The following is a 24,819-nucleotide window of genomic DNA, read 5'->3' as shown; positions in this document are numbered from 1 at the left end:
GTTGAAAAGCGCGTTAGCGTTGCGCGACCAGCAGCTTGTCGATCTTGCGCCCGTCCATGTCGACGATTTCGAACCGCCATCCCTGGTCGACGACATGATCGCCGACCTCCGGCAGGCGCTTGAACAGCCACAAGGCATGGCCGGCAACGGTGGCATAGTCGCGATGTTCGGGCAGGTCGATGCCGATCCGGTCCGCCAGCATGTCGACCGGCATCTGGCCCGACACGATCAGGCTGCCGTCGTCGCGTTCGACCAGGTCGGGTTCGTCATACAGGTCGCGGTCGGACGCGAAATGGCCGGCAATGGCCGACAGCAGGTCGGCGGGGGTGGCGATCCCTTCGAAATGGCCATATTCGTCGTGCACCATCACCATCGGCACGTCGGCGCGGCGCAGCACTTCGAGCGCGTCCATGGCGTCGACCTGGTCGGGCACCACCTCGACCCGCCGCATCAGCGTTTCCAGATTGAGCGTCTCGCCCCGGAACAGCGCTGTCATGATGTCGCGTGCCTGGACGATGCCGACGATATCCTCCACCGTCCCGCGCCCGACAGGCAGGCGCGTATGCGGGGTTTCCAGCAATCGCGCCCGGATGGCGGGGGCATCGGCATTGATGTCGATCCAGTCGACGTCCATGCGCGGCGTCATCACCTCGCGCACCGGCCGGTCGGCCAGCCGCACCACGCCCGATATGATCGCCCGCTCGCTTTCCTCGATCACGCCGGACTTGCTCGCCTCGGCAAAGATCAGGTGCAGTTCCTCGGCGGTGACATGGCTTTCCGATTCGCGGTTCATCCGCAGCAGGCGGAAGATCAGGGCGCTCGATCCGTCCAATATCCACACGATCGGCGCGGTGATGCGCGACAGCCACAGCATCGGTCCGGCCATGATCACCGCGATCGGTTCGGGCGCGCGCAACGCGAACTGCTTGGGCACCAGTTCGCCGACGATCAGCGACGCATAGGTGGTGAGCGCGATAACGATCGAAAAGCCCAGATTTTCAGCGACATTGGGCGTGAATCCCAACGGCGCCAGCCGCTCGCCCACCGGCCCGCCCAGGCTTGCGCCCGAATAGGCGCCGGCGATGATGCCGATCAGCGTGATGCCGATCTGCACGGTGGACAGGAACTTGCCGGGATCGGACGCCAGCGCCAGGGCCGTGCTCGCGCCGCGCCGGCCGGCCTTTTCGAGCGACTGCAACCGGGGCCTGCGCGCCGACACGATCGCCAGTTCCGACATCGCGAACACGCCGTTCAGCGCCACCAGCGCAAGGATGATGGCCAGATCCGCCCAGGGGAAGGGCGTCAGCGTTGGGGGAGGGAGCGTGGCCATGGCGGTCGAACGCCTATTGCCCGCATTCTTTCATTTTCACAACTGCTCCATCATCGGCAGTTCAGTTCGGTTGTGGAACAAAGCCCTTCTCTCGATCATTGGGGGGGCATCCGTTGCTGACGGGCGCAGAAGACAAGGGAATAAGACAATGAGGATTTCATACAAGATCGCGGGCGCAGCCGGGCTGGCCGCCATGCTGGCAACCACGGCCTGCACCACCGACCCCAACACCGGACAGCGCACTATCTCCAAGGCCGCGATCGGCGGCATCGGCGGCGCATTGGGCGGCTATCTGCTGGGTGACCTGGTCGGCGGCAAGCGCGACCGGACCGAAAAGATCGTTGGCGCCGGCATCGGCGCGGTCGCGGGCGCCGGCATCGGCGCCTATATGGACGCGCAGGAGCGCAAGCTGCGCGAACAGACAGCCGGAAGCGGCGTGGACGTGATTCGCGATGGCGACAACCTGTTGCTGCGGATGCCCTCGGGCATCACCTTTGGCTATGACAGCGCAACCGTGCAGCCTCAGTTCCAGCCGACGCTCGATGAAGTAGGCTCGGTGCTGGCGCAATATCCCAAAACCTATATCGACGTGCTCGGCCACACCGACAGCGATGGCGCGGACGCCTATAATCAGGGCCTGTCCGAACGGCGCGCCCAGTCCGTCGCCAGCTACCTGTCGAGCCGCGGCGTACAGTCGGCGCGGATCGGCACGCGCGGTTACGGCGAAACGCAGCCGATCGCATCGAACCTGACCGAAGAAGGCAAGGCCGCCAATCGCCGCGTCGAAATCAAGATCGCGCCGGTGACCGAAGCCGACCTGCGCACCTGATATCGACGAACCGGCCATGCGAAGGCCTCCTCCCGTGCCGGGAGGGGGCCTTTGTCGTGTCGGGCTGGCATCTTTTCCCCACTGGATTGACCTGCGTCATCACGAAAGGGCGACGGCGCTGAAACATGCGGCCTGTTCGTCCGTTATGGCCGCACGGTGTCGGTAGCGACGTCTGTATCCAGGGGGATCGGTCAACGATGTTTACCGAACGGTTTTTGAAGGACAAGCGCGGCGCCCGGCTCGAACCGCACGAGCGCGCCCTGATCGAAGCGGCGATCACCGAAATCCGCACGCTCGCGCCAAGGACGACGGTGGCGCATGCGGGCGAACCGCTCGACGTCAGCACCCTGCTGGTCGAAGGCATCATGTCGCGCTACATCGACGATCGCCGCGGCCTGCGCCAACTGGTTGCGGTCCATGTGCCGGGCGATTTCGTCGACCTGCACGCCTTTCCGCTGAAGATTCTCGATCATGACGTGGCGACGATGACCGCGGCGACCGTGGCTATCGTCCCCCATGCCCGGCTTGAAGCGATCATGCATGACCAACCCGAACTGACGCGCAAATTGTGGTTTTCCACGCTGCTCGACGCGGCGATCCATCGCGCCTGGCTGTTTCGCCTGGGGCGGCTCGACGCGGTCGGTCGTGTCGCGCATTTCCTGTCGGAAACCAACGCCCGGCTGATGTCCGCGGGCCTGAGCGATGGTCGCCGGTTCGCCCTGGGATTGACCCAGACCGACCTGTCGGAAATATGCGGCCTGACCAACGTCCATGTAAACCGGGTGATGCGGCAATTGCGCGAGGAGCAGTTGTGCATATTCAGGTCGTCGCTTGTCGAAATCCTGGATCCCGTCAAGCTCGCCGCGCGGGGGCAGTTCAAGCCGGACTATCTCTATCTCGATCCCCCATCTCCCGCATCACAAGAAAGCCAGTCATGAGCGAACCAACACCTGTCAACGGCCCGCTATCCAGAGCCGGCGTCGCCACCGCCGAAGAAGGCGTCGTCATGCTCGACGGGCCCGATGGCGTGGCGGTGACGATGACGCCCGATGCCGCGGCGCAGACCGGCCACAGCCTGATTTCGGCGGCCCGTGCCGCCAAGCAACAGGCCGGTCGCGAGGCAGGGGAGGATGTTTGACATATTCTACGGCTGGAGCCGGCTGATCGCCAGCGGCTGGTCGCTCGCCGGCACGGGCTTGCGCGCCCTGGAAACGATGGGCGCGGCCAATGACGTGGTGACGGCGCGCACGGCGATCATCGGGTCGGCGATGCGCAGCCCGCATTTGACCGATCATGCCGAGCTTGCGCGCATGGTGCCCGAAAAGATCAATGCCCTTTCCCGCGCCGGGTCCGACACCATGTCGGCCTGGTGGTCGGGGCAGGCGGCGTGGACCGGGCCGATGCGCGATGTCGCGCTGATGACCATGCGTGGGCGATGGCCGACGCCGGGGGAACTGGTCCGGCTGGGCAATGGCATGACCAGACTGGCGCTCGAAACGCTCGATGCGCCCGCGCGCATGAGCGCCGCCGCGCTCGCGCCGATCCACCGCAAGGCGACCGGCAACGCCCGGCGGCTGCGACGCAAGGGCGTTTCGCTTGGAGGCGGGTGACGCCATTCCCGCCTGGAATGGCGCCGGTCCCGGCTCCGCCCGCTGGTCCGGCCAGGTCGAACCTTCGGCTGCCCGTCAGTTGCCGGGCGCGGCGCCGAGGCGCGCCTTCCACTCGGCGTGCATCGCGGTGCGCGCTTCCTGCATCTCGGCGGCGGTCACGCCGCCGTCCTTGTTGGCGTCGGCCTTGTCGAACATCGCCAGCGGAGGCGCCATGAATTCGGCGCTGGTCAGCGTGCCGTCCTGATTGGCGTCGGCCCGGCCCTTGCCCATCATGCCGCCGCCCATCATGCCGCGCTTCATGCCATGACCGCGATGGTGGCCGCCCATGCGGTGGCCTTCGGGCTGGCCCGCACCCGCTTGGGCGCGGCGTTCGGCCCGGCGTTCCATGCGATTGTCCCGCGCGGCGGCGAACTCGGCCTTGCTGACCTGGCCGTTCCTGTCGGTGTCGAGCCGGGCGAAGCGTTCGTCGAAGCGCGCCTGACGCTGGGCGTCACGCTCCGCCTTCGTCACCTGGCCGTCGCCGTTCGGGTCCATCCGGGCAAAACGCGCGGTCAGCGCGGCGGTCAGCTCGGCCCTGGTGAGCGTGCCGTCCTTGTTGGCGTCGGCCTTGGCCATCATGCCGCCGCGAGGCGAACCGCCACCGGGGCCGCCGGGCTGGGCGAAGGCGAGGTGCGTGGCGGCGAGGCCGCCTACAGCGAGCGAACCCAGCGCTACCGTCATCATGAACTTGCGGATCATTACGAAATTCCTTCCATGCGTCATTGAGGAGGAAGCCGTCTTCGTCGCTTCCATGTTGTCTCTTTTGAACAACGCTTGTCGCGCGGATATGTCAGCCGACCGGGAATCGTGTCGCAAAATATGTCAGTGGGCGATCAGGCGGCGGGCGCGGCTGGTGGCGCCCTGGGTATCGACCGCGAGCTTCTTAACTTCGGCGGCAACGACAGAAAAACCGCGGCCGGCATCGCCCGCCCGCGCCGCTTCGATCGTGGCGTTGAGCGCGAGAAGATTGGTCTGGCGCGCGATCCCGTCGATCGCATCGACGATTTCCGAAATCTGACGCAGCACCGCCGTCGTGGCCGCATGCCGATCGGTGTCCTGTTGACGCAGCAATGTTTCGGCCTGTTCGCGCGCGGCGACGGCTTGGCGCTCGGCGCTGATGTCGTGGGCGAATTTGACGACGCCCGCCTGCGCGCCATCGTCGCCATGAAGCGGGCTGTAGCTGCCCCGGATCCAGACCGGATCGCCCTGCCGGTTCAACCGGCAATAGGCCCCGGTGTCGAACTGGCCCGACCGCAACCTGTCCCAGAAGGCGCGATATTCCACCGATCCGACATGGTCGGGCTGGCAGAACATCCGGTGGTGCCGGCCCACGATCTGATCGAAGTCATAACCAAACAGCGCGAGGAAATTGTCATTGGCGCCGGTGACATGGCCCCCCATGTCGAATGTCGCGATCGCGGCGGAACGCTCCATGGCCTGGCACATGGATGATGGGTCGATCGCGATTCCGCGCATGGCTTCTCTCCCTTGAACCATGGCGATATGGCGGAAATGGTTATTTTGCCCTTAATCCCAAGGTGCCGGCGCGCGGGGCCGCGCCCCTGCTACAACGCCACCCCGCCGGCCGCGAGCACCGCCAGCGTCAGCAGTTCGGACGCATTGGACGCCATCGTCGCGATCTGCACCGACTTTTCCATGCCGACCAGCATCGGCCCGATCACGCTGTCGCCGCCCAGTTCGCGCAGCAGCTTGGCCGAGATATTGGCCGATTGCAGCCCCGGCATCACCAGGATGTTGGCCGGTCCCGACAACCGGCTGAACGGATAATTCCGCATCACCGTAGGGTTGAGCGCGACGTCGGCGGCCATTTCGCCTTCATATTCGAAATCCACGCCGCGCTGGTCGAGGATGGTCACCGCCTCGCGGATATTTTCCAGAAAGGTGCCGGGCGGGTTGCCGAAGCTGGAATAGCTCAGGAAGGCGACGCGCGGGTCGTGGCCCATGCGCCGCGCCACCTCGACCGTGCCCTCGGCGATGTCGGCCAGCTCGCTTGCGGTCGGCCGTTCGTTGACGGTGGTGTCGGCCATGAACACGGTATGGTTCTTGCCGACCATGACATGGATGCCGAACGGCGTGCGCCCCGGCATCGGATCGATCACGCGCTTGATCTCGCGCATCGTCTGCGCATAGGGCCGCGTCGACCCGGAAATCATCGCGTCCGCCTGCCCCATCTTCACCAGCAATGCGCCAAAGATGTTGCGATCGCGATTGACCATCCGCTCGCAATCGCGGCGCAGATAGCCGCGCCGCTGGAGGCGGGCATAGAGCAGGTCGACCATCTGCGGCACCAGCGGCGAATGCAGGCTGTTGTGCAGCTCATAGCCTTCGGGATCGCGCACGCCGAGCGCCTTGAGCTTGTCCATCACTTCGTCGCGGCCGACCAGCACCGGGATGCCATAGCCCAGTTCACGGAACTGGATCGCGGCGCGCAGCACCACTTCCTCCTCGCCTTCGGCAAACACCACGCGCTTGGGATTGGCCCTTGCGACCTCATAGGCGGTGGTCAGCACGGTGGTGGTGGGATTGAGCCGGGCCTTCAATGACTGGCGATAGGCGGCCATGTCGGGGATCGGCTTTTGCGCGACGCCGCTGTCCATCGCCGCCTGGGCGACGGCGGCGGGAACGACCTCCATCAGGCGCGGGTCGAACGGCGCGGGGATGATATAGTCGGGGCCGAAACTGTGCAGCGTGCCATAGGCCTTTGCCACTTCCTCGGGCACCTGTTCGCGCGCCAGTTCGGCGATGGCGTGAGCGGCGGCGATCTTCATCGCCTCGTTGATCGTCGTCGCCCGCACGTCGAGCGCGCCGCGGAAGATGAACGGGAAACCCAGGACGTTGTTGACCTGGTTGGGATAATCCGAACGACCGGTGGCCACGATCGCATCGGGGCGCACCGCCTTGGCATCGGGCGGCGTGATTTCCGGGTCGGGATTGGCCATGGCGAAGATGATCGGGCGGGGCGCCATGTCCTTGACCATGTCCGGCGTCACCGCGCCCGCGACCGACAGGCCCAGGAACACGTCCGCGCCCTTCATCGCTTCCTTCAGCGTGCGCGCGTCGGTCGACACTGCATGGGCCGATTTCCACTGGTTCATGCCGTCGGTGCGGCCCCGGTAGATCACGCCCTTGCTATCGCACATGATGACCTGGTCGGACGGCACGCCGATCGCCTTGATCAGTTCGGTGCAGGCGATCGACGCCGCGCCCGCGCCGTTCACCACGACCTTCATGTCCTTCATCTCGCGGCCCGTCACCCGCGCGGCGTTGATGACCCCGGCCGCGGCGATGATCGCGGTGCCATGCTGATCGTCGTGAAAGACCGGAATGTTCATCCGCTCCTTCAACGTCTGTTCGATGATGAAGCATTCGGGCGCCTTGATATCTTCAAGGTTGATGCCGCCAAAGGTCGGTTCCATCAGCTCGACCGCATCGATGAAGCGGTCGACATCCTCGGTCTTTAGCTCGATGTCGATCGAATCGACGTCGGCGAAGCGCTTGAACAGGACCGCCTTGCCTTCCATCACCGGCTTGGACGCGAGCGCGCCGAGATTGCCCAGGCCCAGGATCGCGGTGCCGTTGGAAATGACCGCGACCAGATTGCCCTTGGCGGTATAGTCATAGGCGGTGGCCGGGTTGTCGGCGATCGCGCGCACCGGCACCGCGACGCCGGGCGAATAGGCCAGGCTCAGGTCCCGCTGCGTCGCCATCGGCTTGGACGCGATGATCTCGATCTTGCCGGGGCGACCGGTCGAATGGAAGAACAGCGCCTCGCGCTCGGAAAATTCCACATTCGACTTATCGGTCATCGCTCACCCGCCCATGCTATCCGTTGCGAACGCCCTAGCGGCAAGCCATGCCCGGGGGCAAGTGCGACACGCGCCTGTTCCCTGCTCTTTCCTGTTGCCGTGCGAGCCGCTATCGGCAAAAGCACATGCCCGCGCCCTCTTCCTCCCCGGTCCAGACCACGGCCCCGCCCACGCCGATGATGGCGCAATATCTGGCGCTCAAGGCGCAGGCCGCCGACTGCCTGCTCTTTTACCGGATGGGCGATTTTTTCGAACTGTTCTTCGACGATGCAAAGGCGGCCGCCGCCACGCTCGACATCGCTCTCACCAGCCGGGGCGAACATGGCGGCGCGGCGATCCCGATGTGCGGCGTGCCCGTCCACAGCGCCGAGGCCTATCTGGCCCGGCTGATTCGCGCCGGGCACCGCGTCGCCATCGCCGAACAGACCGAAACCCCGGCGCAGGCCAGGCAACGGGGCGGAAAGGCGCTCGTCGCGCGCGACATCGTCCGCTACGTCACCGCCGGCACCCTGACCGAAGACACGCTGCTGGACGCGCGCAGCGACAATATGCTGGTGGCGCTGGCAAGCGTGGGCGGCGACGACGCGCAGGAAATCGGCCTTGCCGCCGCCGACATTTCGACCGGCCGGTTCGAAACGATGACGCTGCGCGCATCCGACCTGCCCGCCGAACTGGCGCGGCTGCGGCCCAGCGAAACCGTGGTGGCCGACGGCGCCGCGTTCGACCTGCCCGACAGCCACGGTTTCGACCGCGCCGCCTTTTCCAGCGTGCGCGCCCAGGGGCATTTGCAGCGGCTGTTCGGCGTCGCGACGCTCGATGGCTTTGGCCAGTTCAGCCGCGCGGAACTGGCGGCGATGGGCGGGCTGCTTGGCTATCTCGATCATGCGGGCAAGGGTACGCTGCCGTTTCTCGCCCCGCCGGTGCGGCGGATCAGCGGCGGCCATGTCGCGATCGACGCGGCGACGCGCGAAAGCCTGGAGATCACCGCCACCATGGCCGGCGGGCGGCAGGGCAGCCTGCTCGCCGCGATCGACCGGACGGTGACCGGCGCTGGCGCGCGGCTGCTGGCGCAGGACCTGTCGGTGCCGCTGCTCGACGCGGACGCCATCGGGGCGCGGCTCGACCTGGTCCAGCTGTTCCATGATGCCCCCGGCGTGCGCGAACAGCTGCGCTCCGCCCTGCGCGCGTTGCCCGACATCGGGCGCGCGCTGGGGCGCGTGGCGATGGGCCGGGGGTCGCCGCGCGACCTGGGCGCGCTGCGCGACGGGCTGAACCAGGCGCGGCAGCTGCGCGAGCGGTTGGGGCGGATGGAGGCGCAGCCGGCACTGCTGCGCGATCTGCTGCCCGTGCTCGACGGTCATGGCGCGCTGGTCGACAAGCTGTCCCGCGCGCTGGTGCCCAGCCCGCCGACCGAAAGCGGCAATGGCGGCTATATCGCCGATGGCTATGACGCCGCGCTCGACGAATTGCGCCGCATGGCGGGCGACGGGCGCCGCGCCATCGCCGCGCTTGAGGCGCGCTATCGCGACCAGACCGGGATCGGATCGCTCAAGATCCGCCACAATGGCGTGCTTGGCTATCATGTCGAGGTGCCCGCGCGCGCCGCCGACACGCTGATGCAGCCCGACAGCGGCTTCACCCATCGCCAGACGCTGGCCGGCGTGGTGCGCTTCAATTCGGTCGACCTGCATGAACAGGCGAGCCGGGTGGCGCAGGCGGGGGGGCACGCGCTGGTCGCCGAAGCCGCGCATCTGGAGGAGCTGATCGCCGACACTCTCGCCCGCAAGAGCGAGATCGCGCAGGCCGCGCAGGCGCTGGCCCGGCTCGACGTCAGCGCCGCGCTGGCCGAGCGCGCCGCGCAAAGCGGCTGGTCGCGCCCGCATTTCGTGCCCGATGGCACCGGCGGTCGTTGCCTCGACATCGTCGGCGGCCGGCATCCGGTGGTGGAAGACGCGCTGCGCAAACAGGGCCAGCCGTTCGTCGCCAACGACTGCCGGCTGGTCGAACAGGATCGGCTGTGGCTGGTCACCGGCCCCAATATGGGCGGCAAGTCGACCTTCCTGCGCCAGAACGCGCTGATCGTCATCCTCGCCCAGGCGGGCGGCTTCGTGCCGGCGCAAAGCGCCACGCTCAGCCTGGTCGATCGCCTGTTCAGCCGGGTCGGCGCGTCGGACAATCTGGCGCGCGGCCGCTCCACCTTCATGGTCGAGATGGTCGAAACCGCCGCGATCCTGGCCCAGGCGACCCCACGCAGCTTCGTCATCCTGGACGAGGTCGGTCGCGGCACGTCGACCTATGACGGGCTGGCCCTCGCCTGGGCGGTGGTGGAGGCGGTGCACGAGGTCAATCGCTGCCGCTGCCTGTTCGCCACCCATTATCACGAGCTGACGCGGCTTGCCGAAACCCTGCCGGCGCTGTCGCTCCATCATGTCCGCGCGCGCGAATGGAAGGGCGATCTCGTCCTGCTGCACGAACTGGGCGCGGGTCCCGCGGACCGCAGCTACGGCCTTGCCGTCGCGCGGCTCGCCGGCCTGCCGCCCGCCGTGCTCAAGCGCGCGAAGGACGTGCTGGCGCGGCTGGAAGCGGGCAAGGCGAAAACCGGGGGCATTGCCGCGGGCCTCGATGACCTGCCGCTGTTCGCCGCTGTCGCTGCCGCGCCGGACGATCCGGTCGACCGGTTGCGCGCCGCGATCGATGCGATCGACGTCGACGCCCTGTCGCCGCGCGAGGCGCTCGATCAGATATATCGGCTGAAACATCTGGCCGCGCACGGCGGCGACGACTAGATGGCATCGATGGTCATACAATTCCCGACGCTGGGCGCGCGCCGCGCGATCATAGATCGGCGCGCGATATCCGACAGCATCGCCGCGCTGGCGCTGACCCACCGGGGCGATCCCGTGCCGCTGCGCGCGGCGATCGTCAGGGAACTCAAGGCGGCGCTCGACGCCGGCCGCGCCGAAGTCGCCCGCCGGCTGGAGGCCAGGCCCACGCGCGGGCGCGAAGCGGTGTCGGCGGCGGCTTTCCTGATCGACCAGATTCTGCGCCTGCTCTACGACGCGACCACCCATCATCTCTACCCGATCGGCAACCGCAGCACATCGGAACGCGTCGTGCTGATCGCGGTGGGGGGCTATGGCCGGGGCGAAATGGCCCCGCACAGCGATGTCGACATCGGCTTCATCACCCCCTGGAAGCCGACCGGCTGGACCGAACAGGTCATCGAATCGATGCTCTATTCGCTCTGGGACCTGGGGCTGAAGGTCGGGCACAGCAGCCGTTCGGTCGACGAGACGATGCGGATGGCGAAATCCGACCTGACGGTCCGCACGGCGCTGCTGGAGGCGCGCTACATCTGGGGCGACCGCGCGCTGTATGAGGAAACGTCCAGGCGTTTCGACGTCGACGTGGTGCAGGGGTCCGCCCGCGCCTTCGTCACCGAAAAGCTCGCCGAGCGCGACGATCGGCACAAGCGCATGGGCGACAGCCGCTATGTCGTCGAACCCAATGTCAAGGAAGGCAAGGGGGGGCTGCGCGATCTGCACACGCTGTTCTGGATCGGCAAATATGTGCATCAGGTGCGAACCGTCGCCGAACTGGTCGATGCGGGCCTGCTGACCGCGCTGGAACTGCGCCAGTTCCAGAAGGCCGAGGATTTCCTGTGGGCGGTGCGTTGTCACCTGCACATGATCACCGGCCGGGCCGAAGACCGGCTGACCTTCGATCTCCAGCTTGAAATCGCGACCCGGATGCATTTCACCGGGCGTCACGGCAGTTCGGGGGTCGAGCGCTTCATGCGCTATTATTTCCTCAACGCCAAAATCGTGGGCGACCTGACCGGCGTGTTCCTCAGCCATCTCGATGACCAGATGGCGGCGCGCGGGCGGCGCTACCTGCCGGCCTTTTTCCGCCGGCCCAAGAAGCTCGACGGCTTCGTGCTGGAGCGCGGCCGCCTGTCGCTGCCCGACGATGATTTCTTTCGCGCCGATCCGGTTCGCCTGCTCGAAATCTTTGCCGTGGCCGACAAGCATGGGCTGGCGATCCATCCCACGGCGATGCGCGCCGCCAGCCGCGATGCCGGGCTGATCACGGCCAAGGTGCGAAAGGATCCGCGCGCCAACGCTGCCTTTCTGGACGTGCTGACCTCGCCGCGCGACCCCGAAACGGTGCTGCGATGGATGAACGAATCCAGCGTGTTCGGCCGCTTCGTCCCCGATTTTCGCCGGGTCGTCGCACAGATGCAGTTCGACATGTACCATCATTACACCGTGGACGAACATACGATCCGCGCTGTCGGCCTGCTCGCGCGCATCGAAAAGGGCGAACTCGGGGAGGATCATCCGCTCGCCACCGACCTGATGGGCAAGCTGCTGTCGCGCCGCGCGCTCTATGTCGCGGTGCTGCTGCATGACATTGCCAAGGGGCGCGGCGGCGATCACAGCATACTGGGTGCGCAGGTGGCGATGCAGCTGTGCCCGCGCCTTGGCCTGACCGCCGCGGAAACAGAAACCGTCGCCTGGCTGGTGCGCTATCATCTGCTGATGTCGGCCACCGCCTTCAAGCGCGACCTTGCCGACTACAAGACGATCCTGGATTTCGTCGACGTCGTGCAAAGCCCCGAGCGCCTGCGCCTGCTGTTGTGCCTGACGGTGGTCGACATCCGCGCGGTCGGGCCGGGCGTCTGGAACAGCTGGAAGCGGCAATTGCTCGCGGATCTGTATGATTCGGCCGAGGAACTGCTGCGGCTGGGGCACAAGCAGAAGGGGCGGAGCGAGCGCGTCGCCGCCAAGCAGGCCGCGCTCCAGCAGGCGCTGGGCCTGCCGGACAAGGCGTTTGCCGCGCTTAGCCGGCGGCTGCCCGAATCCTACTGGATCGCCGAACCGGACGATATCTTGCTCCATAACGCCCGGCACATATTGGGGGCGGGCGGCGCGCCCTTGTCCATCGCCGCCCATTTCTACCCCCAGCGCGGCGCGACGCTGGTGACGGTCTATGCCGCCGATCATCCCGGCCTTTTCTACCGGATCGCCGGCGCCATCCACCTGGCCGGCGGCAACATCATCGACGCGCGCATCCACACCACCCGCGATGGCGTGGCGATCGACAATTTCCTGGTGCAGGACCCGCTGGGCGGCGCATTCCACAGCCCCGAACAGCTCAACCGGATCAAGAACGCGATCGAGGATGCGCTGGCCAACCGCCATCGCCTCATCACCCGGCTGGAGGCCCGGCCGCTGCCGCGCACCCGCGCCGAAGCCTTTCGCATCGCGCCCAACGTGCTGATCGACAACAAGGCGTCGAATCGCTTCACCGTGATCGAGGTCAATGCCCGCGACCGGCCGGCACTGCTGTTCAGCCTGGCCAATGCGCTGTTCCAGTCGAAGGTGACGGTCCACAGCGCCCATGTCGCCACCTATGGCGAACGCGCGGTGGATACCTTCTACGTCACCGACCTGCTGGGCGGCAAGATAGAGGCCAAGGGCCGGCTCCAGACACTTGAACGCCGCCTGCTCGAAGCGGCCGGCGGCGAGGCGGACGAAACGCTCCAGCGCGCCTGATCGGGTTCAGTGCCCCAGGAAAGCCCGTGATGCGCCGCCTTGCGCCGCCATCACCGCATCGCCCGCGATCAGGTCGGCGGTGTCGAGCGTCATCGCCAGCCTGACCGGCGCCGTCATCGCGGCGGGGGTGGCCGCTGGTTCGGGCAATATCTCCGCCTGCGACAGCGTCTGGCTGCCGCCGCGCCACTGCGCCATCTGGCGCTGATAGACGGCATAGGCGTCGTAGAAATCGGTGAAGGGTTGCTCCAGGCTTGCGAGCGCGCTCGGGCCATAGGCGATCAGGTCGGCCGGGCTGAGGCCGTTCACCACTCCGCCGACCATGATCGCGCGCGTGCAGAAGGCGCTCTGCACCGGCGGCAAGGCGAAGAAATTATAGACGGTGGTGTTGAGCCGTTCGCGCTGGGGAATGGCTGCACCCGCAAAGCGCGCCTTGAACTCGCCGTCGACGGCGCCGTTGGCCTTGGCGAGCGTGGTCCTATGCGTCTTGAGGAACAGGTTATATTGCAGCCGCGCCGCGTCGGCGGCGTCGTGGCAGGACAGCGCCGCGACGTTGAGCGCCATGCGCACATGCCACAGCGTCGCCACCGGGCTCAGCCCGCGATTGGGCGTCATCCGCCGACCGTCGGCGCCAATCGCCGGCACCGTCATGTCGGGGGCCGCGCCCGATGGCGGCGTCGGCATGATTCGCGGCTGGGCCGGCGGCGGCGCGACGGCGACGTCGCGCGCCCGGTGCGAACAGCCCGCGAGGACGACGATCGTGGTCAGTGACAATGCAAGCGAGCGTCGAAAGCTGGTGCGCATCTTGAGGAAACTCCGGCGAAAACGGATATGCCCCAGAAATTGCACGGCGATGGTTAAGGGAGGATAAACTCTACTGCCGCCGGCAAGACCGCACCGGCCCGCCCCTAGCCCCGCTGGCCGAGCGCCGCCGCCGCTTCGTCCATCAGTGTCGCGATGATCGTCGCGACCGGCTCTTCGGCCTTGACCATGCCCACCGACTGGCCCGCCATCAGCGACCCGCCCTCGACATCGCCGTCGATCACCGCGCGGCGCAATGCGCCCGCCCAATAATGTTCGATCTCCAGCTGCGCCTGGCCCATATCGACCGCGCCGGTATCGAGCATATTGGCGACTTCGCGCTGCTTGGCGGTAAAGGCTTCGGTTCCCGCGTTCTTGAGCGCGCGCACCGGAATCACCGGCAGGCGCGGGTCGATCTGCACGCTGGCGATGGCATCGCGCGCCGACGCGCGAAAAAACGCCTTCTTGAACGCCGGATGGGCGATGCTTTCGGTCGCGCAGGCGAATCGGGTGCCAAGCTGGACGCCGGCCGCGCCCATTTCCAGATAGGCGGCGATCGCTTCGCCCCGGCCGATGCCGCCGGCGACGAACACCGGCAGCTCGCTCGCCATTTCGGGCAGGATTTCCTGCGCCAATACGCTGGTCGCCACCGGGCCGATATGGCCGCCCGCTTCCATCCCTTCCACAATCAGCGCGTCGACGCCCGATCGCGCCAGCTTCTTGGCGAGGCTGAGCGCGGGCGCGAAGCACAGCAGTTTCGCGCCGTTCTGCTTGATCGCCTCGATGCTGCCCTTGGGCGGCAGCCCGCCGGCCAGCACGACATGGCCGACCTCATGTCGCGCACACACGTCGATCAGCTCGAACAGCTGCGGGTGCATGGTGATCAGGTTCACGCCGAACGGCTTGCCGGTCAGCGCCTTGGTCGCGACGATTTCGGCATCGAGCAGTTGCGGCGTCATTGCGCCGCACGCGATGATGCCAAAGCCGCCGGCATTGGAAATCGCCGACACCAGGTGCCGCTCGGATACCCAGCTCATTGCCCCGCACAGGATCGCCGTCTCGCAGCCGAGAAATTCAGCGCCGCGCGCCATGAGGGAAGTGAGCTTGGCGTGGGTCATCGAATATCCTGCAAAATGCCCCTCCCCTTCAGGGGGAGGAGTGAAGATGTCACGCGGCTTCGGCGTCCAGGCCATAGGCGGTGTGCAGCACGCGCACCGCCAGTTCGGTCTCGTCCTCGTCGATCAGCACGGAAACCTTGATCTCGCTGGTGGAGATGGCGAGGATGTTGATGCCGCGATCGGCGAGCGACTTGAACATCGTCGATGCGACGCCCGCATGGCTCTTCATGCCGACGCCCACGACGCTGATCTTGGCGACCTTGGTATCGGGGATCACGCGGTTGAAGCCGATCGTTTCCTTCTCCGCCTCCAGCACGTCGAGCGCACGGGCCAGGTCCGCGCCGGGCACGGTGAAGGTCACGTCGGTCTCGCCCTTGTCGCGGCCGACATTCTGGATGATCATGTCGACGTTGATCGCCGCGTCGGCCAGCGGGCCAAAGATATGCGCGACCGCGCCGGGGCGGTCGGGCACGCGGGTGACGGTGATCTTCGCTTCATTCTTGTCATGGGCGATGCCGGTGATGAGCTGACGTTCCATCTTGTCTTCCTTGAGCTTGGCGTCGAGTTCCTCCTCGCTGACGATCAGCGTGCCGGGGAGGTCTTGCTGGGTCGGGTCATCGAAGGAGGACAATACCTGGACGACGACCCCCTCCTTCATCGCAAGGCCGACCGACCGGGTCTGGAGCACCTTGGCGCCGACCGAGGCCAGCTCCAGCATCTCCTCATAGGTGACCAGGTCGAGCTTGCGCGCGCGCGCCACGATGCGCGGGTCGGTGGTATAGACGCCGTCGACATCGGTATAGATGTCGCATCGATCCGCGCCGATGGCCGCCGCCACCGCGACCGCCGACGTGTCGGACCCGCCTCGGCCCAGCGTGGATACGCGGCCGTCGGCCATCTTGCCCTGGAAACCGGGGATCACCGCCACCTGACCCGCGGCCATGGCGGCCAGCAACGCTTGCGTCTCGATTTCGCTGACCCGCGCCTTGGCATGGGCCTCGACGGTTTTGATCGGCAATTGCCAGCCCAGCCAGCTGCGCGCGTCGACCCCCATCGCCTTCAATGTCATCGCCAGCAGCCCGCTGGTGATCTGTTCGCCGGCGGCGACCACGACATCATATTCGGCCGGATCATAGAGCGGCGAGGCTTCCTTGCAAAAGCCGACCAGCCGGTCGGTTTCGCCGGCCATTGCCGACACCACCACCGCGACTTCATTGCCCTGGGCCGCGACATGGGCGACCCGCGCGGCGACATTGCGAATTCGCTCCATCCCCGCCATCGAGGTGCCGCCGAATTTCATCACGATGCGCGCCATTTGCTTGTCGAGCCTGCCTGCTGATAAGAAAGACCATGTCCGGCAGGGCTTTGCCCGGCCTGACGAAAACGGCGCTCCTATTAGCAGCAGGGACGGATATGGCAAGCAACGCAGCAGCCGCCACCAACGGCACCATCGACGCGCGCGAGGCCGCGCATTTCGGCACCATGGCCGCCGACTGGTGGAACCCGCGCGGATCGAGCGCGATGCTGCACAAGCTCAATCCCGTGCGTCTGCGCTATATTCGCGAAGCGATCGACCGGCGCTGGCATGGCGACGGGCGCGATTTTCGCCCGTTGACGGGCCGGCGCGCGCTCGATGTCGGCTGCGGCGCCGGATTGCTGGCCGAACCGCTGGCGCGGATGGGCGCGGCCGTGACCGCCATCGACGCCGCGCCGGAAAATATCGCGGTGGCCAGGGCGCATGCGCAGGCGCAGGGCCTTTCCATCGACTATCGCGCGGTGGCGGTGGAGGCGCTGGGCGAGGGCGGCTTCGACCTTGTCACGTCGATGGAAGTGATCGAGCATGTCGCCGATCCCGCGCTGTTCGTGCGCGGCCTTGCCGATGCGCTGTCGGATGACGGGCTGCTGATCGTCTCGACACCCAACCGCACGCCGCTTTCGCGCCTGGCGATGATCACGGTCGGCGAAAGCGTGGGCGGCATCCCGCGCGGCACGCACGACTGGAACAGCTTCCTCACCCCCGACGAACTGACCGGGCTGCTGGACGATGCGGGCCTGGTGGTGGAGGATCTGCACGGCATCGGCTTTCATCCCGGCGCCGGCTTCGTGCTGACCGACACCATCGCGATCAACTATCTGATGACCGCGCGCCGGGCCTGAACCTGGCCCCTGAACGCCCGTGTGAAGGCCGGCTCCCATGGTCCGCCGCGATAGTGCCACGCGGCGATCCCGGCGATGCGCAGGCTGCGCGGCTCGAACCCGGCCGACAATTGCGCATGCAATGCCCGCGCCTCGCCCGCGCTTGCCTTGTTCTGCACCGTGATGTGCAGGCGTGGCGCCGCCATATCCTGCGGCACCAGCATACCCCGGAACGCTTGGGCCAGTTCGTCGCGCAGGTCGATCAGCGCCGTGCTGGCGACGCGAAAGGCCACGCCCCGGCCCAGATGCAGCACCCCATCGATGCGGGCGGCGGGCGGCGGCGCGGCGGTCAGCCGGCCGATCCGGTCGCGCAATTCGTCGATCAGCGTCGGCGGCAGGTGATGGAACAGCGTGATATGCGCCGGCACCTGGTTGCGTTCGGGCGGGAAATGCGCGCGCCGCAGCCCGTCCGCCCAGGCGAAATCAGCCGGCCCCATCAGCGCCGTCAGGATTAGCGGATCGTTCATTATGCTATGGTAATGATCGTCATGCCGGCGGTTGCGAGTCAGCAGCAGTCGGGTGTATTGTGCTCGCAAGCCGCCTCTTTGCCAAAGCGCGGCCATCCAGGGGATAGGTCATGAAAGCATCCTCCTCCTTTATCGTCGTCGGCGTGGTGATCCTGCTGTGGAACCTCATGGGGGTTGCGGCCTTCGCCATGCAATATAGCGCCGATCTGGCCGAGCTGGCGAAGACCGATCCCTACACCGCGCGGATCTTCGCCGCCATGCCCGGCTGGGCCTGGGCCGCCTATGCCGTCGCGGTCGGGGCGGGGACGCTGGGCGCCATCCTGCTGCTGATGAAGCGCCCCGCCGCCGTGCCGCTGTTCGCGCTGTCGGTGGTCGCGGTTCTCGCCCAGTTCGGCTACAGCTTCCTTGGCACCGACCTGCTGGCGGTCAAGGGCGCGGGCAGCGCGATTTTCCCCGCCGTCATTCTGGTCGCCGCCATCGCGCAATATCTCTACGCCCGCTCGCTCGTGGTCAAGGGCGTGCTGCGCTAGGGCCGCTTCCGATTTCCATCGCGTCGCCCGGCCGCAGCAGCGGCAGCAGCGCCAGCATGTCGTCCCGCGCGACAGCGACGCAGCCTTCGGTCGGCCGCGCTTCCACCCACAGGTGGAAAAAGATCGCGCTGCCCGCCCCCGCGACCGGCGGCGCATCATTATGACCCAGAATGACGACGACGTCATAGGCCGCGTCCTCGCGCTGCAAATCTTCGGTCGAAACGGCGCGCGGCAGCCGCACCGGCCGGTTATAGGCCGGATCGGCGGGGTCGTCCGACCAGCCATCCCCCGCCCGCGTCCAGCGCCATGGCACCGCCAGCGCCATCGGCGGGACCCGCCCCGGCCGCAGCAGCACGCCGCGCACCGGCCATCGCCCGATCGGCGTGCAGCCATCGCCCTCGCGCTTGTCGGCCGCCGCGCATGCGCCGCTCCGCCCGATCGCGCATGGCATGTCGAACGCGGCAAAGCGCAGCCGCCGCGCCGCCGCATCGACCATGATCAGGCTCATAACTGGTGCCCGGTCCGGTCGCGCTTGGTCGCCAGATAGCGTTCATTGTGCGGGTTGGCGGCCAGGACGATGGGCAGGCGCTCGACCACGCTGATCCCCGCCGCCTCCAGCCCCGCGACCTTTTTCGGGTTGTTGGTGAGCAGCCGTACCGCGCTGACGCCCAGCAGGTCGAGCATCCGCGCGGCGACCGAAAAATCGCGCGCGTCGATCGCAAAGCCCAGCCGCACATTGGCGTCGACCGTGTCGAACCCCTGGTCCTGCAACGCATAGGCGCGCAGCTTGTTGACCAGGCCGATGCCGCGTCCTTCCTGCCGCAGGTACAGCAATATGCCCCATTGCGTGTCGGCGATCTTGTGCAGCGCCTCGTGCAGTTGCGGCCCGCAATCGCATTTGAGGCTGCCCAGCACGTCGCCGGTCAGGCATTCGCTGTGCAACCGCACCACCGGCGGGCTGTCATCGCGTCGGCCGATCACCAGCGCGACATGCTCGCGCGGCTCTTCGGGGCTGCGAAAAGCGATGATCTGCGCGGTTTCGCTTGCCGCCACCGGCAGGCTCGCGCGGGTGGCGATGGCGAGCCGCGCGGCATCGTCATAGGCGTCGATGTCTTGCGCGGTCACCTCGACCTCGCTCTCGCCCGGCCCCTGCGCCACCAGATAGGCCGGCAATATCCCCGCCAGCCGCGCCAGCCGCAGCGCCGCCTTCGCCGCCACCGGCGCGGTCAGCGGCCTGGCGGCGAACGGACCTTTCAGCGGCGATTCCAGGTCGCGCACGGGATCGGCGATCGCCATCGCCACGTCGCGGTCGATCCACGGCGTGCGCGCCACCAGCACCGGCATGTCGGGGTCCGCCGCCGCGCGCTGGTTGGTCAGCTTCAATGTTTCGGCCCGCGCGCCCGATATCAACAGGTCGGCATCGTTGGCGGGATCGAAGGCGACGATGCTGACCGCATCCACCGCCTCGACCGCCATCAGCCGCAACGCGCCGTCGCCGGCCGCCACCGTCACCGGCCATCCCCGGCGTAGCGCGTCGATCGCCCGCGCGGCCGCCCGCCCGTCCATCAGAACGCGAACTGCGTGATGATCGGAACATGGTCGGACGGCTTGACCCAGCTGCGCGCCGGCTCGACCACGCGATGCGCGACCGCCTTGGCCGCGACATCGCGCGTCGTCCACATATGATCGAGCCGCCGGCCGCGATCCGATTCGGCCCAGTCCTTCGCGCGATAGCTCCACCAGGTGTAGAGCCGTTGCGGCGCCGGGTGGAAATGGCGGCCCAGGTCGACCCAGTCGTTCGACGCCTGCAACCGCGCCAGCATTTCGCACTCCGCCGGCGTATGGCTGACGACATTTATCAGTTGCTTGTGGCTCCACACGTCGCACTCCAGCGGCGCGACATTGAAATCGCCGGTCAGGATGGTCGGCTTGTCCTCCAGCCCGGCGGACCATTCGATCATGCGTTCGAGGAAGTCGATCTTCTGGCCGAATTTGACGTTGACCTCGCGGTCGGGCACGTCCCCGCCGGCGGGGACATAGACATTCTCGATCCGCACGCCATTGTCGAGCCGGACGCCGACATGGCGTGCCTCGCCATTGGCCTGCCAGTCGAACCGGTCATCCTCGTGGATCGGCACCCGGCTCATGATGGCGACGCCATGGTGCATCCGCTGGCCGTTCAGCACCTGATGGACATAGCCGCGCCGGCGGAACATCTCGGCGGGAAAGATGTCGTTCATCACCTTGGTTTCCTGCAGGCACAATATGTCGGGCGCTTCCTCGACCAGGAAACGCTCGACGATGTCGATGCGGGCGCGGACGCTGTTGATGTTCCAGGAGGCGATGGAAAGGGTCTGGGCCATGGTCCCTCCCCCTAGGGCCGCGTCCGCGCGCGCGCAAGGTCGGGTCTGCCCGGCGGGGCATGTGGGGCGGCACAAACAAAAACCCCCGCTCCGGGGGCGTGGAACGGGGGTCTCATGTCGCGCCCTTGAAGCGCTGTGCGACGGAGGATCCAACCGGGTAACAGGGGGGAAATCCCGGTCATCGCCTCGCGCCGTCAAGGTCTTGGATAGCCGCCGGCATATGAGCGCAAGATGAACGGTTTCGACCCGATTTCGCTGCCCGTTCCACCCGTCGCGCGGCTGGCTCCGTTCATCTGCCGCCGGGCCGGCTTGTGCGGCGCGGGTCGGTCCAGCGGAACGCCGAATCGGCCACCGCCACGCCATAGCGCTGGTTCGACAGCCGCACGGCGGTGCGGTTATTCTGCGAATCGAGCGCGACCCAGCCATAAAGCTGCAGGCCTGCCGGGCCGCCCGCGCTGCGCTGGAAAATCATGGTGATGGTGCCGAATTCTGGCCGCTTGGGGTCGCGCGCCTCCACGCTCAGCACATCGGGATCGCCGGTCGGCACGACCTTGCCGAATTTCGACAGGTCCTTGTTCGGGTCGAGCAGCGCGCCCAGCGGCGAACTGCCGATCGGCCAGCGCTGCACCTGGCGGACCTCGTAATCGATCATCGTCAACGCCTTGCCGTCGCCCACGATCAGCAAAGGCACGCCCTTTTGATACTGAAAGCGGATCTTGCCAGGCTGCTTGAGCGTCAGCTTGCCGGTCAGCACCTGGCCGTTGCGGTCGGTCTGGGTGAAATCGGCGGTCAGCGTCGACACCGCGCGGATATAGGCGTTGACCTTGGCCAGGTCGGACGGCCCCTGCTGCGCGATCGCCGCCGTCGGCAGCGGGAAGAGGAAGGGCAGCGGCGCTAGCGCCAGCGCCAGAAGGACACGCTTCATGGAAAATCTCCGGTGGTTCGGGGAGCGATAGTGGGAAGTGTGCCTTGAACCCGTTATGAACCCGCCCGTCAGGCTGTGTTTCGTAAAAAGGCCCGCGCGCCGATGCAATGCCGTTCTGGTCAGCCGCCGCGAACCTTTCCGACAAATCGGCTTTGCCCTTCACACCCGGCGCCAGCCATGACAAGAACGGTTGCATGAGCGCCAAGACATGACCGAACGTCCCCATCTGCTGCTGGTCGATGACGAGCGGTCCATCCGCGAGCCGCTGGCGCAATATCTTTCCCGCAATGGCTTTCGCGTCACCGCCGTCGAAAGCGCCGCCGAGGCGCGCTTGCGACTCAAGGCGAACGCCATCGACCTGGTGGTGCTCGACATCATGATGCCGGGTGAGGACGGCCTGTCGCTGTGCCGCCACATCCGCGAAACGAGCGAGATTCCGGTGATCCTGCTGACCGCGAAGTCGGAGGAGACCGACCGCATCGTCGGGCTGGAGATGGGCGCGGACGATTATGTGCTCAAGCCCTTTTCCCCGCGCGAACTGGTGGCGCGGATCAAGGTGATCTTCCGCCGCGTCGCCACCGGCGGCCAGCGCGTCACCGCCCCCGACGGCGCGACCTACAGTTTCGCCGGCTGGCTGCTCAAGACGCAGGAACGCACGCTGATCGATGCCGAAGGCGTGTCGTTGCCGCTGTCGACCGCCGAATATAATCTGATGCTCGCCTTCGTCACCCGCCCCAACCAGATATTGAGCCGCGACCAGCTGCTCGACATTACCCAGGGGCGCGAAGCCAACGCCTTCGACCGCGCGATCGACAACCAGATCAGCCGGCTGCGCAAGAAGATCGAACCCGACCCCAAGGCCCCGACCTTGATCAAGACGGTCTGGGGCGGCGGCTACACATTGTCCGCCGAGGTGCGCAAGCTGTGACCTTGCGGCGCTTCTGGCCCCAAAGCCTGGTCGGCCAGATCATCATCATCGTCGCGCTGGCGCTGTTCGTCGCGCAGGCGATCAATTTCGGGTTGCTGCTGCGCGAACGCAACCGGCTGCAACTGACCAGCACGACCGCACCCGCCGTCTATCGGATCGTCGACGCGCTCGATTCGCGGGGCGACCGGCCCGAACGCGGCGACGCCGGCCGCCGTCGCCGCTTCGTCAGCGGTCCGCCAACGCTTGCGGGCAAGGACCGGCCCGACATCGCCCGGCGCGCGGAAATGATGTTCGATGATATCGGGCTGTCGATCCGTTCGGTAAAGGTGGTGGAAACCGACAGGATCATGCCGCCGCGCCGCTGGGAACGCATCCGCCAGCGCGCCGTTGGCGACGCGCCGCAGGGGCGCCAGGTGCGCGGCATCGTCATGGCCGCCGAATATGAGCCCGGCCGCTGGGTGATCGTGCAGGGCCGCACGGGCGCCGGGCCGCAACGCTTTGGCGGCTGGCTCGCCGTGCAGACGCTCATCCTCTACGTCATCGTGCTGTTGCCGCTGCTGTGGGTCGGTCGACGGCTTGCGCGGCCGTTGCGCCAGTTGACCCTGTCGGCCCGGCAATTCGCGCGCACGGGGTCTGCCGATGCGGTGGACGAAAGCGGCCCCGGCGACGTGCGCCACCTCACCACCGCCTTCAACGCGATGCGCGGGCGGATCGTGGCGATGCTCGATGAAAAGGACCGGATGCTCGGCGCGATCGGCCATGATCTGCGCACCCCGCTCGCGTCGCTGCGGGTCCGCGCCGAATCGGTCGAGGATGATGGCGAGCGCGCGCGCATGGTCGAAACGATCGAGGAAATGAGCCGGATGCTCGACGACATATTGTCGCTCGCACGCGCCGGGCGCAGCATGGAGGCGGTGCAGAAGGTCGACCTGTCGGCGCTTGCCGATGCGGTGGTCGACGATTTCATCGAACTGGGCGCGCCGGTCGAAATGGCCGACAGCCCGCGCGCGGTGGCGTCCGTCCGTCCCCAGCTGATGCGCCGGGCGCTGCGCAACCTCATCGAAAATGCCGTCGTCTATGGCGAACGCGCGTCCGTGTCGGTGGTGCGCGACGCGCAGGCGCTGCGGATCGTCGTTGCCGACGACGGTCCGGGCATTGCGCCCGAACGGATGGGCGAAATGATGGAGCCGTTCACGCGCCTTGAAGGATCGCGCAACCGCGAAACCGGCGGGGCGGGGCTGGGGCTGGCGCTGGTGCGCGCGATCATGGCCGAACAGGGCGGGGCGCTGCGGCTGGAAAACCGGCCGGGCGGCGGGCTGGAGGCCAGCCTGGTGCTGCCGCTCGGATAGCTGCGCGCGACCCGTCTCGAACGGGGCGGACGCCGCCGGGGACAGGTCCTGTGTGGGCCGTTCCTTGACTTTTCGGCTCCGCGCCCGCATAACGATCAGGCTACGTCGTTTGCGACGGAATTTTGAGGCCCACCGGGCGGATTCTTCCCTTCTCGCGCTACCAGCTCCGCCGGTGCTCTTGCCGGCGGGTTCCTGTTTTCGTGAAAGGAAACATCCCATGCCTATCGGCACCGTAAAATTCTTCAATGCAGACAAAGGTTATGGCTTCATCGCGCCCGAGGATGGCGGCGCGGACAGCTTCGTCCACATCAGCGCCGTCGAGCGCGCCGGCATGGCGACCCTTAACAAGGACCAGCGCCTGAGCTACGAAATCGAAACCGATCGCCGCGGCAAGCAGTCCGCCGTGAATCTGGAATCGGCCTGACGAAATGGCCGGGGCCGTTATGGTCCCGGCCTTTTTGCTTGTGGTCCGGCGGCCTGATCCGCCATTCCCCTCATTTGGGAGCGTTGCCATGTCGGCCACCAGCGATTTTTACCTAGCCCGCGCCTCTGACAGCGCGCGCGATGCGGCCGCCACCGATCTGGCGAATGTCCGCGATCGCTGCCTGCGGTCCGAAGCGGCCTGGCGTGCGATGGCCGAGCGACTGATGCGCGGCGAAGTCGAGCGGGAGCGCGTTGCGGCCGAAAAGGCCGGCCTGCTGGGCAACGCCGCATGAATCGCCCCTTCTCCAGGCGCGCCAACACCCCGCGACTGACGCCAGAGGAAGCCGCCCGCCAGGGCAAGGCATCCTGGCTGGCGTTCGACATATTGGGGCAGGCCGACGCGATCGCCTTCCTCAACACCCATGACGACGCGCTGGGCGGCCGGCCGATCGATCTGGCCGTCGCCAGTGCCGACGGGCTGGCTGCGATCGAACGGGCGCTGGCCGCGCGCCGCGCGGGCTAGATCGGG

Annotated in this window: 25 protein-coding genes; 13 read left to right on the top strand and 12 right to left on the bottom strand. The window is 67.1% G+C overall.

Annotated features, from left to right (window positions below; all coding sequences use genetic code 11):
- Positions 1 to 13 precede the first annotated feature (13 nt).
- Positions 14 to 1,330 carry a hemolysin family protein gene (locus WG908_RS09180; protein WP_340186267.1) on the bottom strand — a complete coding sequence of 439 codons (1,317 nt, stop codon included), beginning with the start codon at positions 1,328 to 1,330 and terminating at the stop codon, positions 14 to 16.
- 148 nt (positions 1,331 to 1,478) lie between these two features.
- Between WG908_RS09180 and WG908_RS09175 the strand changes: the two genes are divergently transcribed.
- The 4 genes from WG908_RS09175 (at position 1,479) to WG908_RS09160 (ending at position 3,769) form a co-directional block, all read left to right on the top strand.
- Entirely contained in the window at positions 1,479 to 2,159 is a 681-nt protein-coding gene (locus tag WG908_RS09175) for a YiaD family glycine zipper/OmpA-like lipoprotein (protein WP_340186266.1), read from the top strand.
- 197 nt (positions 2,160 to 2,356) lie between these two features.
- The gene (locus WG908_RS09170) at positions 2,357 to 3,097 is read left to right on the top strand and encodes a Crp/Fnr family transcriptional regulator (protein WP_340186265.1); all 741 of its coding nucleotides are present in this window, start codon (positions 2,357 to 2,359) and stop codon (positions 3,095 to 3,097) included.
- Positions 3,094 to 3,297 carry a hypothetical protein gene (locus WG908_RS09165; protein ID WP_340186264.1) on the top strand — a complete coding sequence of 68 codons (204 nt, stop codon included), beginning with the start codon at positions 3,094 to 3,096 and terminating at the stop codon, positions 3,295 to 3,297. The genes WG908_RS09170 and WG908_RS09165 overlap by 4 nt, the downstream gene beginning before the upstream one ends.
- Complete coding sequence (locus WG908_RS09160) at positions 3,290 to 3,769, top strand: hypothetical protein (RefSeq protein WP_340186263.1); 480 nt, start codon at positions 3,290 to 3,292, stop codon at positions 3,767 to 3,769. Before WG908_RS09165 ends, WG908_RS09160 begins: the two co-directional genes overlap by 8 nt.
- A gap of 75 nt (positions 3,770 to 3,844) precedes the next feature.
- Here WG908_RS09160 and WG908_RS09155 read toward each other — a convergent pair whose 3' ends face one another.
- From WG908_RS09155 to WG908_RS09145, 3 genes are all read right to left on the bottom strand, one after another.
- On the bottom strand, positions 3,845 to 4,507 hold the full coding sequence (locus tag WG908_RS09155) for an EF-hand domain-containing protein (RefSeq protein WP_340186262.1): 663 nt from the start codon (positions 4,505 to 4,507) through the stop codon (positions 3,845 to 3,847).
- Positions 4,508 to 4,630: 123 nt separating this feature from the next.
- Complete coding sequence (locus WG908_RS09150) at positions 4,631 to 5,284, bottom strand: methyl-accepting chemotaxis protein (protein ID WP_340186261.1); 654 nt, start codon at positions 5,282 to 5,284, stop codon at positions 4,631 to 4,633.
- A gap of 89 nt (positions 5,285 to 5,373) precedes the next feature.
- Positions 5,374 to 7,635, bottom strand: a complete 2,262-nt coding sequence (locus WG908_RS09145; RefSeq protein ID WP_340186260.1) for an NADP-dependent malic enzyme — start codon at positions 7,633 to 7,635, stop codon at positions 5,374 to 5,376.
- A 125-nt stretch (positions 7,636 to 7,760) separates the two neighbouring features.
- On the opposite strand from WG908_RS09145, the gene mutS reads away from it, so the two are divergent.
- Together mutS and WG908_RS09135 are read left to right on the top strand one after the other, a co-directional pair.
- Positions 7,761 to 10,421: a DNA mismatch repair protein MutS gene (gene mutS / locus WG908_RS09140; protein ID WP_340186259.1), complete on the top strand. Its 2,661-nt coding sequence runs from the start codon at positions 7,761 to 7,763 to the stop codon at positions 10,419 to 10,421.
- 9 nt (positions 10,422 to 10,430) lie between these two features.
- A complete protein-coding gene (locus WG908_RS09135) occupies positions 10,431 to 13,193 on the top strand; it encodes a [protein-PII] uridylyltransferase (RefSeq protein WP_340186258.1) in 2,763 nt (920 codons plus the stop codon).
- A 6-nt stretch (positions 13,194 to 13,199) separates the two neighbouring features.
- Here the strand turns inward: WG908_RS09135 and WG908_RS09130 are convergent, their stop codons facing one another.
- From WG908_RS09130 to WG908_RS09120, 3 genes are all read right to left on the bottom strand, one after another.
- Complete coding sequence (locus WG908_RS09130; protein WP_340186257.1) at positions 13,200 to 13,994, bottom strand: hypothetical protein; 795 nt, start codon at positions 13,992 to 13,994, stop codon at positions 13,200 to 13,202.
- A 104-nt stretch (positions 13,995 to 14,098) separates the two neighbouring features.
- Complete coding sequence (locus WG908_RS09125) at positions 14,099 to 15,109, bottom strand: NAD(P)H-dependent flavin oxidoreductase (protein ID WP_340186256.1); 1,011 nt, start codon at positions 15,107 to 15,109, stop codon at positions 14,099 to 14,101.
- A 49-nt stretch (positions 15,110 to 15,158) separates the two neighbouring features.
- Complete coding sequence (locus tag WG908_RS09120) at positions 15,159 to 16,424, bottom strand: aspartate kinase (protein ID WP_340186255.1); 1,266 nt, start codon at positions 16,422 to 16,424, stop codon at positions 15,159 to 15,161.
- Between the two features lie 98 nt (positions 16,425 to 16,522).
- On the opposite strand from WG908_RS09120, the gene ubiG reads away from it, so the two are divergent.
- Complete coding sequence (ubiG, locus tag WG908_RS09115) at positions 16,523 to 17,266, top strand: bifunctional 2-polyprenyl-6-hydroxyphenol methylase/3-demethylubiquinol 3-O-methyltransferase UbiG (protein ID WP_340186254.1); 744 nt, start codon at positions 16,523 to 16,525, stop codon at positions 17,264 to 17,266.
- Here ubiG and WG908_RS09110 read toward each other — a convergent pair.
- Entirely contained in the window at positions 17,239 to 17,772 is a 534-nt protein-coding gene (locus WG908_RS09110) for a 2'-5' RNA ligase family protein (protein WP_340186253.1), read from the bottom strand. The two genes, ubiG and WG908_RS09110, sit on opposite strands and share 28 nt — an antisense overlap.
- Before the next feature lie 110 nt (positions 17,773 to 17,882).
- On the opposite strand from WG908_RS09110, the gene WG908_RS09105 reads away from it, so the two are divergent.
- Entirely contained in the window at positions 17,883 to 18,302 is a 420-nt protein-coding gene (locus WG908_RS09105) for a sugar transporter (RefSeq protein WP_340186252.1), read from the top strand.
- Here the strand turns inward: WG908_RS09105 and WG908_RS09100 are convergent.
- From WG908_RS09100 to WG908_RS09085, 4 genes are all read right to left on the bottom strand, one after another.
- A complete protein-coding gene (locus WG908_RS09100) occupies positions 18,283 to 18,810 on the bottom strand; it encodes a L,D-transpeptidase family protein (RefSeq protein WP_340186251.1) in 528 nt (175 codons plus the stop codon). The two genes, WG908_RS09105 and WG908_RS09100, sit on opposite strands and share 20 nt — an antisense overlap.
- A complete protein-coding gene (gene ribA / locus WG908_RS09095) occupies positions 18,807 to 19,868 on the bottom strand; it encodes a GTP cyclohydrolase II (RefSeq protein ID WP_340186250.1) in 1,062 nt (353 codons plus the stop codon). Before ribA ends, WG908_RS09100 begins: the two co-directional genes overlap by 4 nt.
- Positions 19,868 to 20,665 (bottom strand): exodeoxyribonuclease III, encoded by a 798-nt coding sequence (locus WG908_RS09090; RefSeq protein ID WP_340186249.1) that lies wholly within the window; start codon positions 20,663 to 20,665, stop codon positions 19,868 to 19,870. The genes ribA and WG908_RS09090 overlap by 1 nt, the downstream gene beginning before the upstream one ends.
- Positions 20,666 to 20,954: 289 nt before the next feature.
- Complete coding sequence (locus WG908_RS09085) at positions 20,955 to 21,590, bottom strand: LolA family protein (protein WP_340186248.1); 636 nt, start codon at positions 21,588 to 21,590, stop codon at positions 20,955 to 20,957.
- Positions 21,591 to 21,798: 208 nt separating this feature from the next.
- On the opposite strand from WG908_RS09085, the gene WG908_RS09080 reads away from it, so the two are divergent.
- The 5 genes from WG908_RS09080 (at position 21,799) to WG908_RS09060 (ending at position 24,813) form a co-directional block, all read left to right on the top strand.
- Entirely contained in the window at positions 21,799 to 22,518 is a 720-nt protein-coding gene (locus WG908_RS09080) for a response regulator (protein WP_340186247.1), read from the top strand.
- Positions 22,515 to 23,867: a sensor histidine kinase gene (locus WG908_RS09075; protein WP_445326691.1), complete on the top strand. Its 1,353-nt coding sequence runs from the start codon at positions 22,515 to 22,517 to the stop codon at positions 23,865 to 23,867. The genes WG908_RS09080 and WG908_RS09075 overlap by 4 nt, the downstream gene beginning before the upstream one ends.
- Before the next feature lie 217 nt (positions 23,868 to 24,084).
- Positions 24,085 to 24,291: a cold-shock protein gene (locus WG908_RS09070; RefSeq protein WP_340186245.1), complete on the top strand. Its 207-nt coding sequence runs from the start codon at positions 24,085 to 24,087 to the stop codon at positions 24,289 to 24,291.
- Positions 24,292 to 24,379: 88 nt separating this feature from the next.
- On the top strand, positions 24,380 to 24,583 hold the full coding sequence (locus WG908_RS09065; protein ID WP_340186244.1) for a hypothetical protein: 204 nt from the start codon (positions 24,380 to 24,382) through the stop codon (positions 24,581 to 24,583).
- Positions 24,580 to 24,813 (top strand): antitoxin Xre/MbcA/ParS toxin-binding domain-containing protein, encoded by a 234-nt coding sequence (locus WG908_RS09060; protein WP_340186243.1) that lies wholly within the window; start codon positions 24,580 to 24,582, stop codon positions 24,811 to 24,813. The genes WG908_RS09065 and WG908_RS09060 overlap by 4 nt, the downstream gene beginning before the upstream one ends.
- Positions 24,814 to 24,819 lie beyond the last annotated feature (6 nt).

Origin of the sequence: Sphingobium anseongense, assembly GCF_037725245.1 — a bacterium.
Taxonomy (GTDB): Bacteria; Pseudomonadota; Alphaproteobacteria; order Sphingomonadales; family Sphingomonadaceae; genus Sphingobium.
This window is presented reverse-complemented; position numbering and strand designations above follow the sequence as displayed.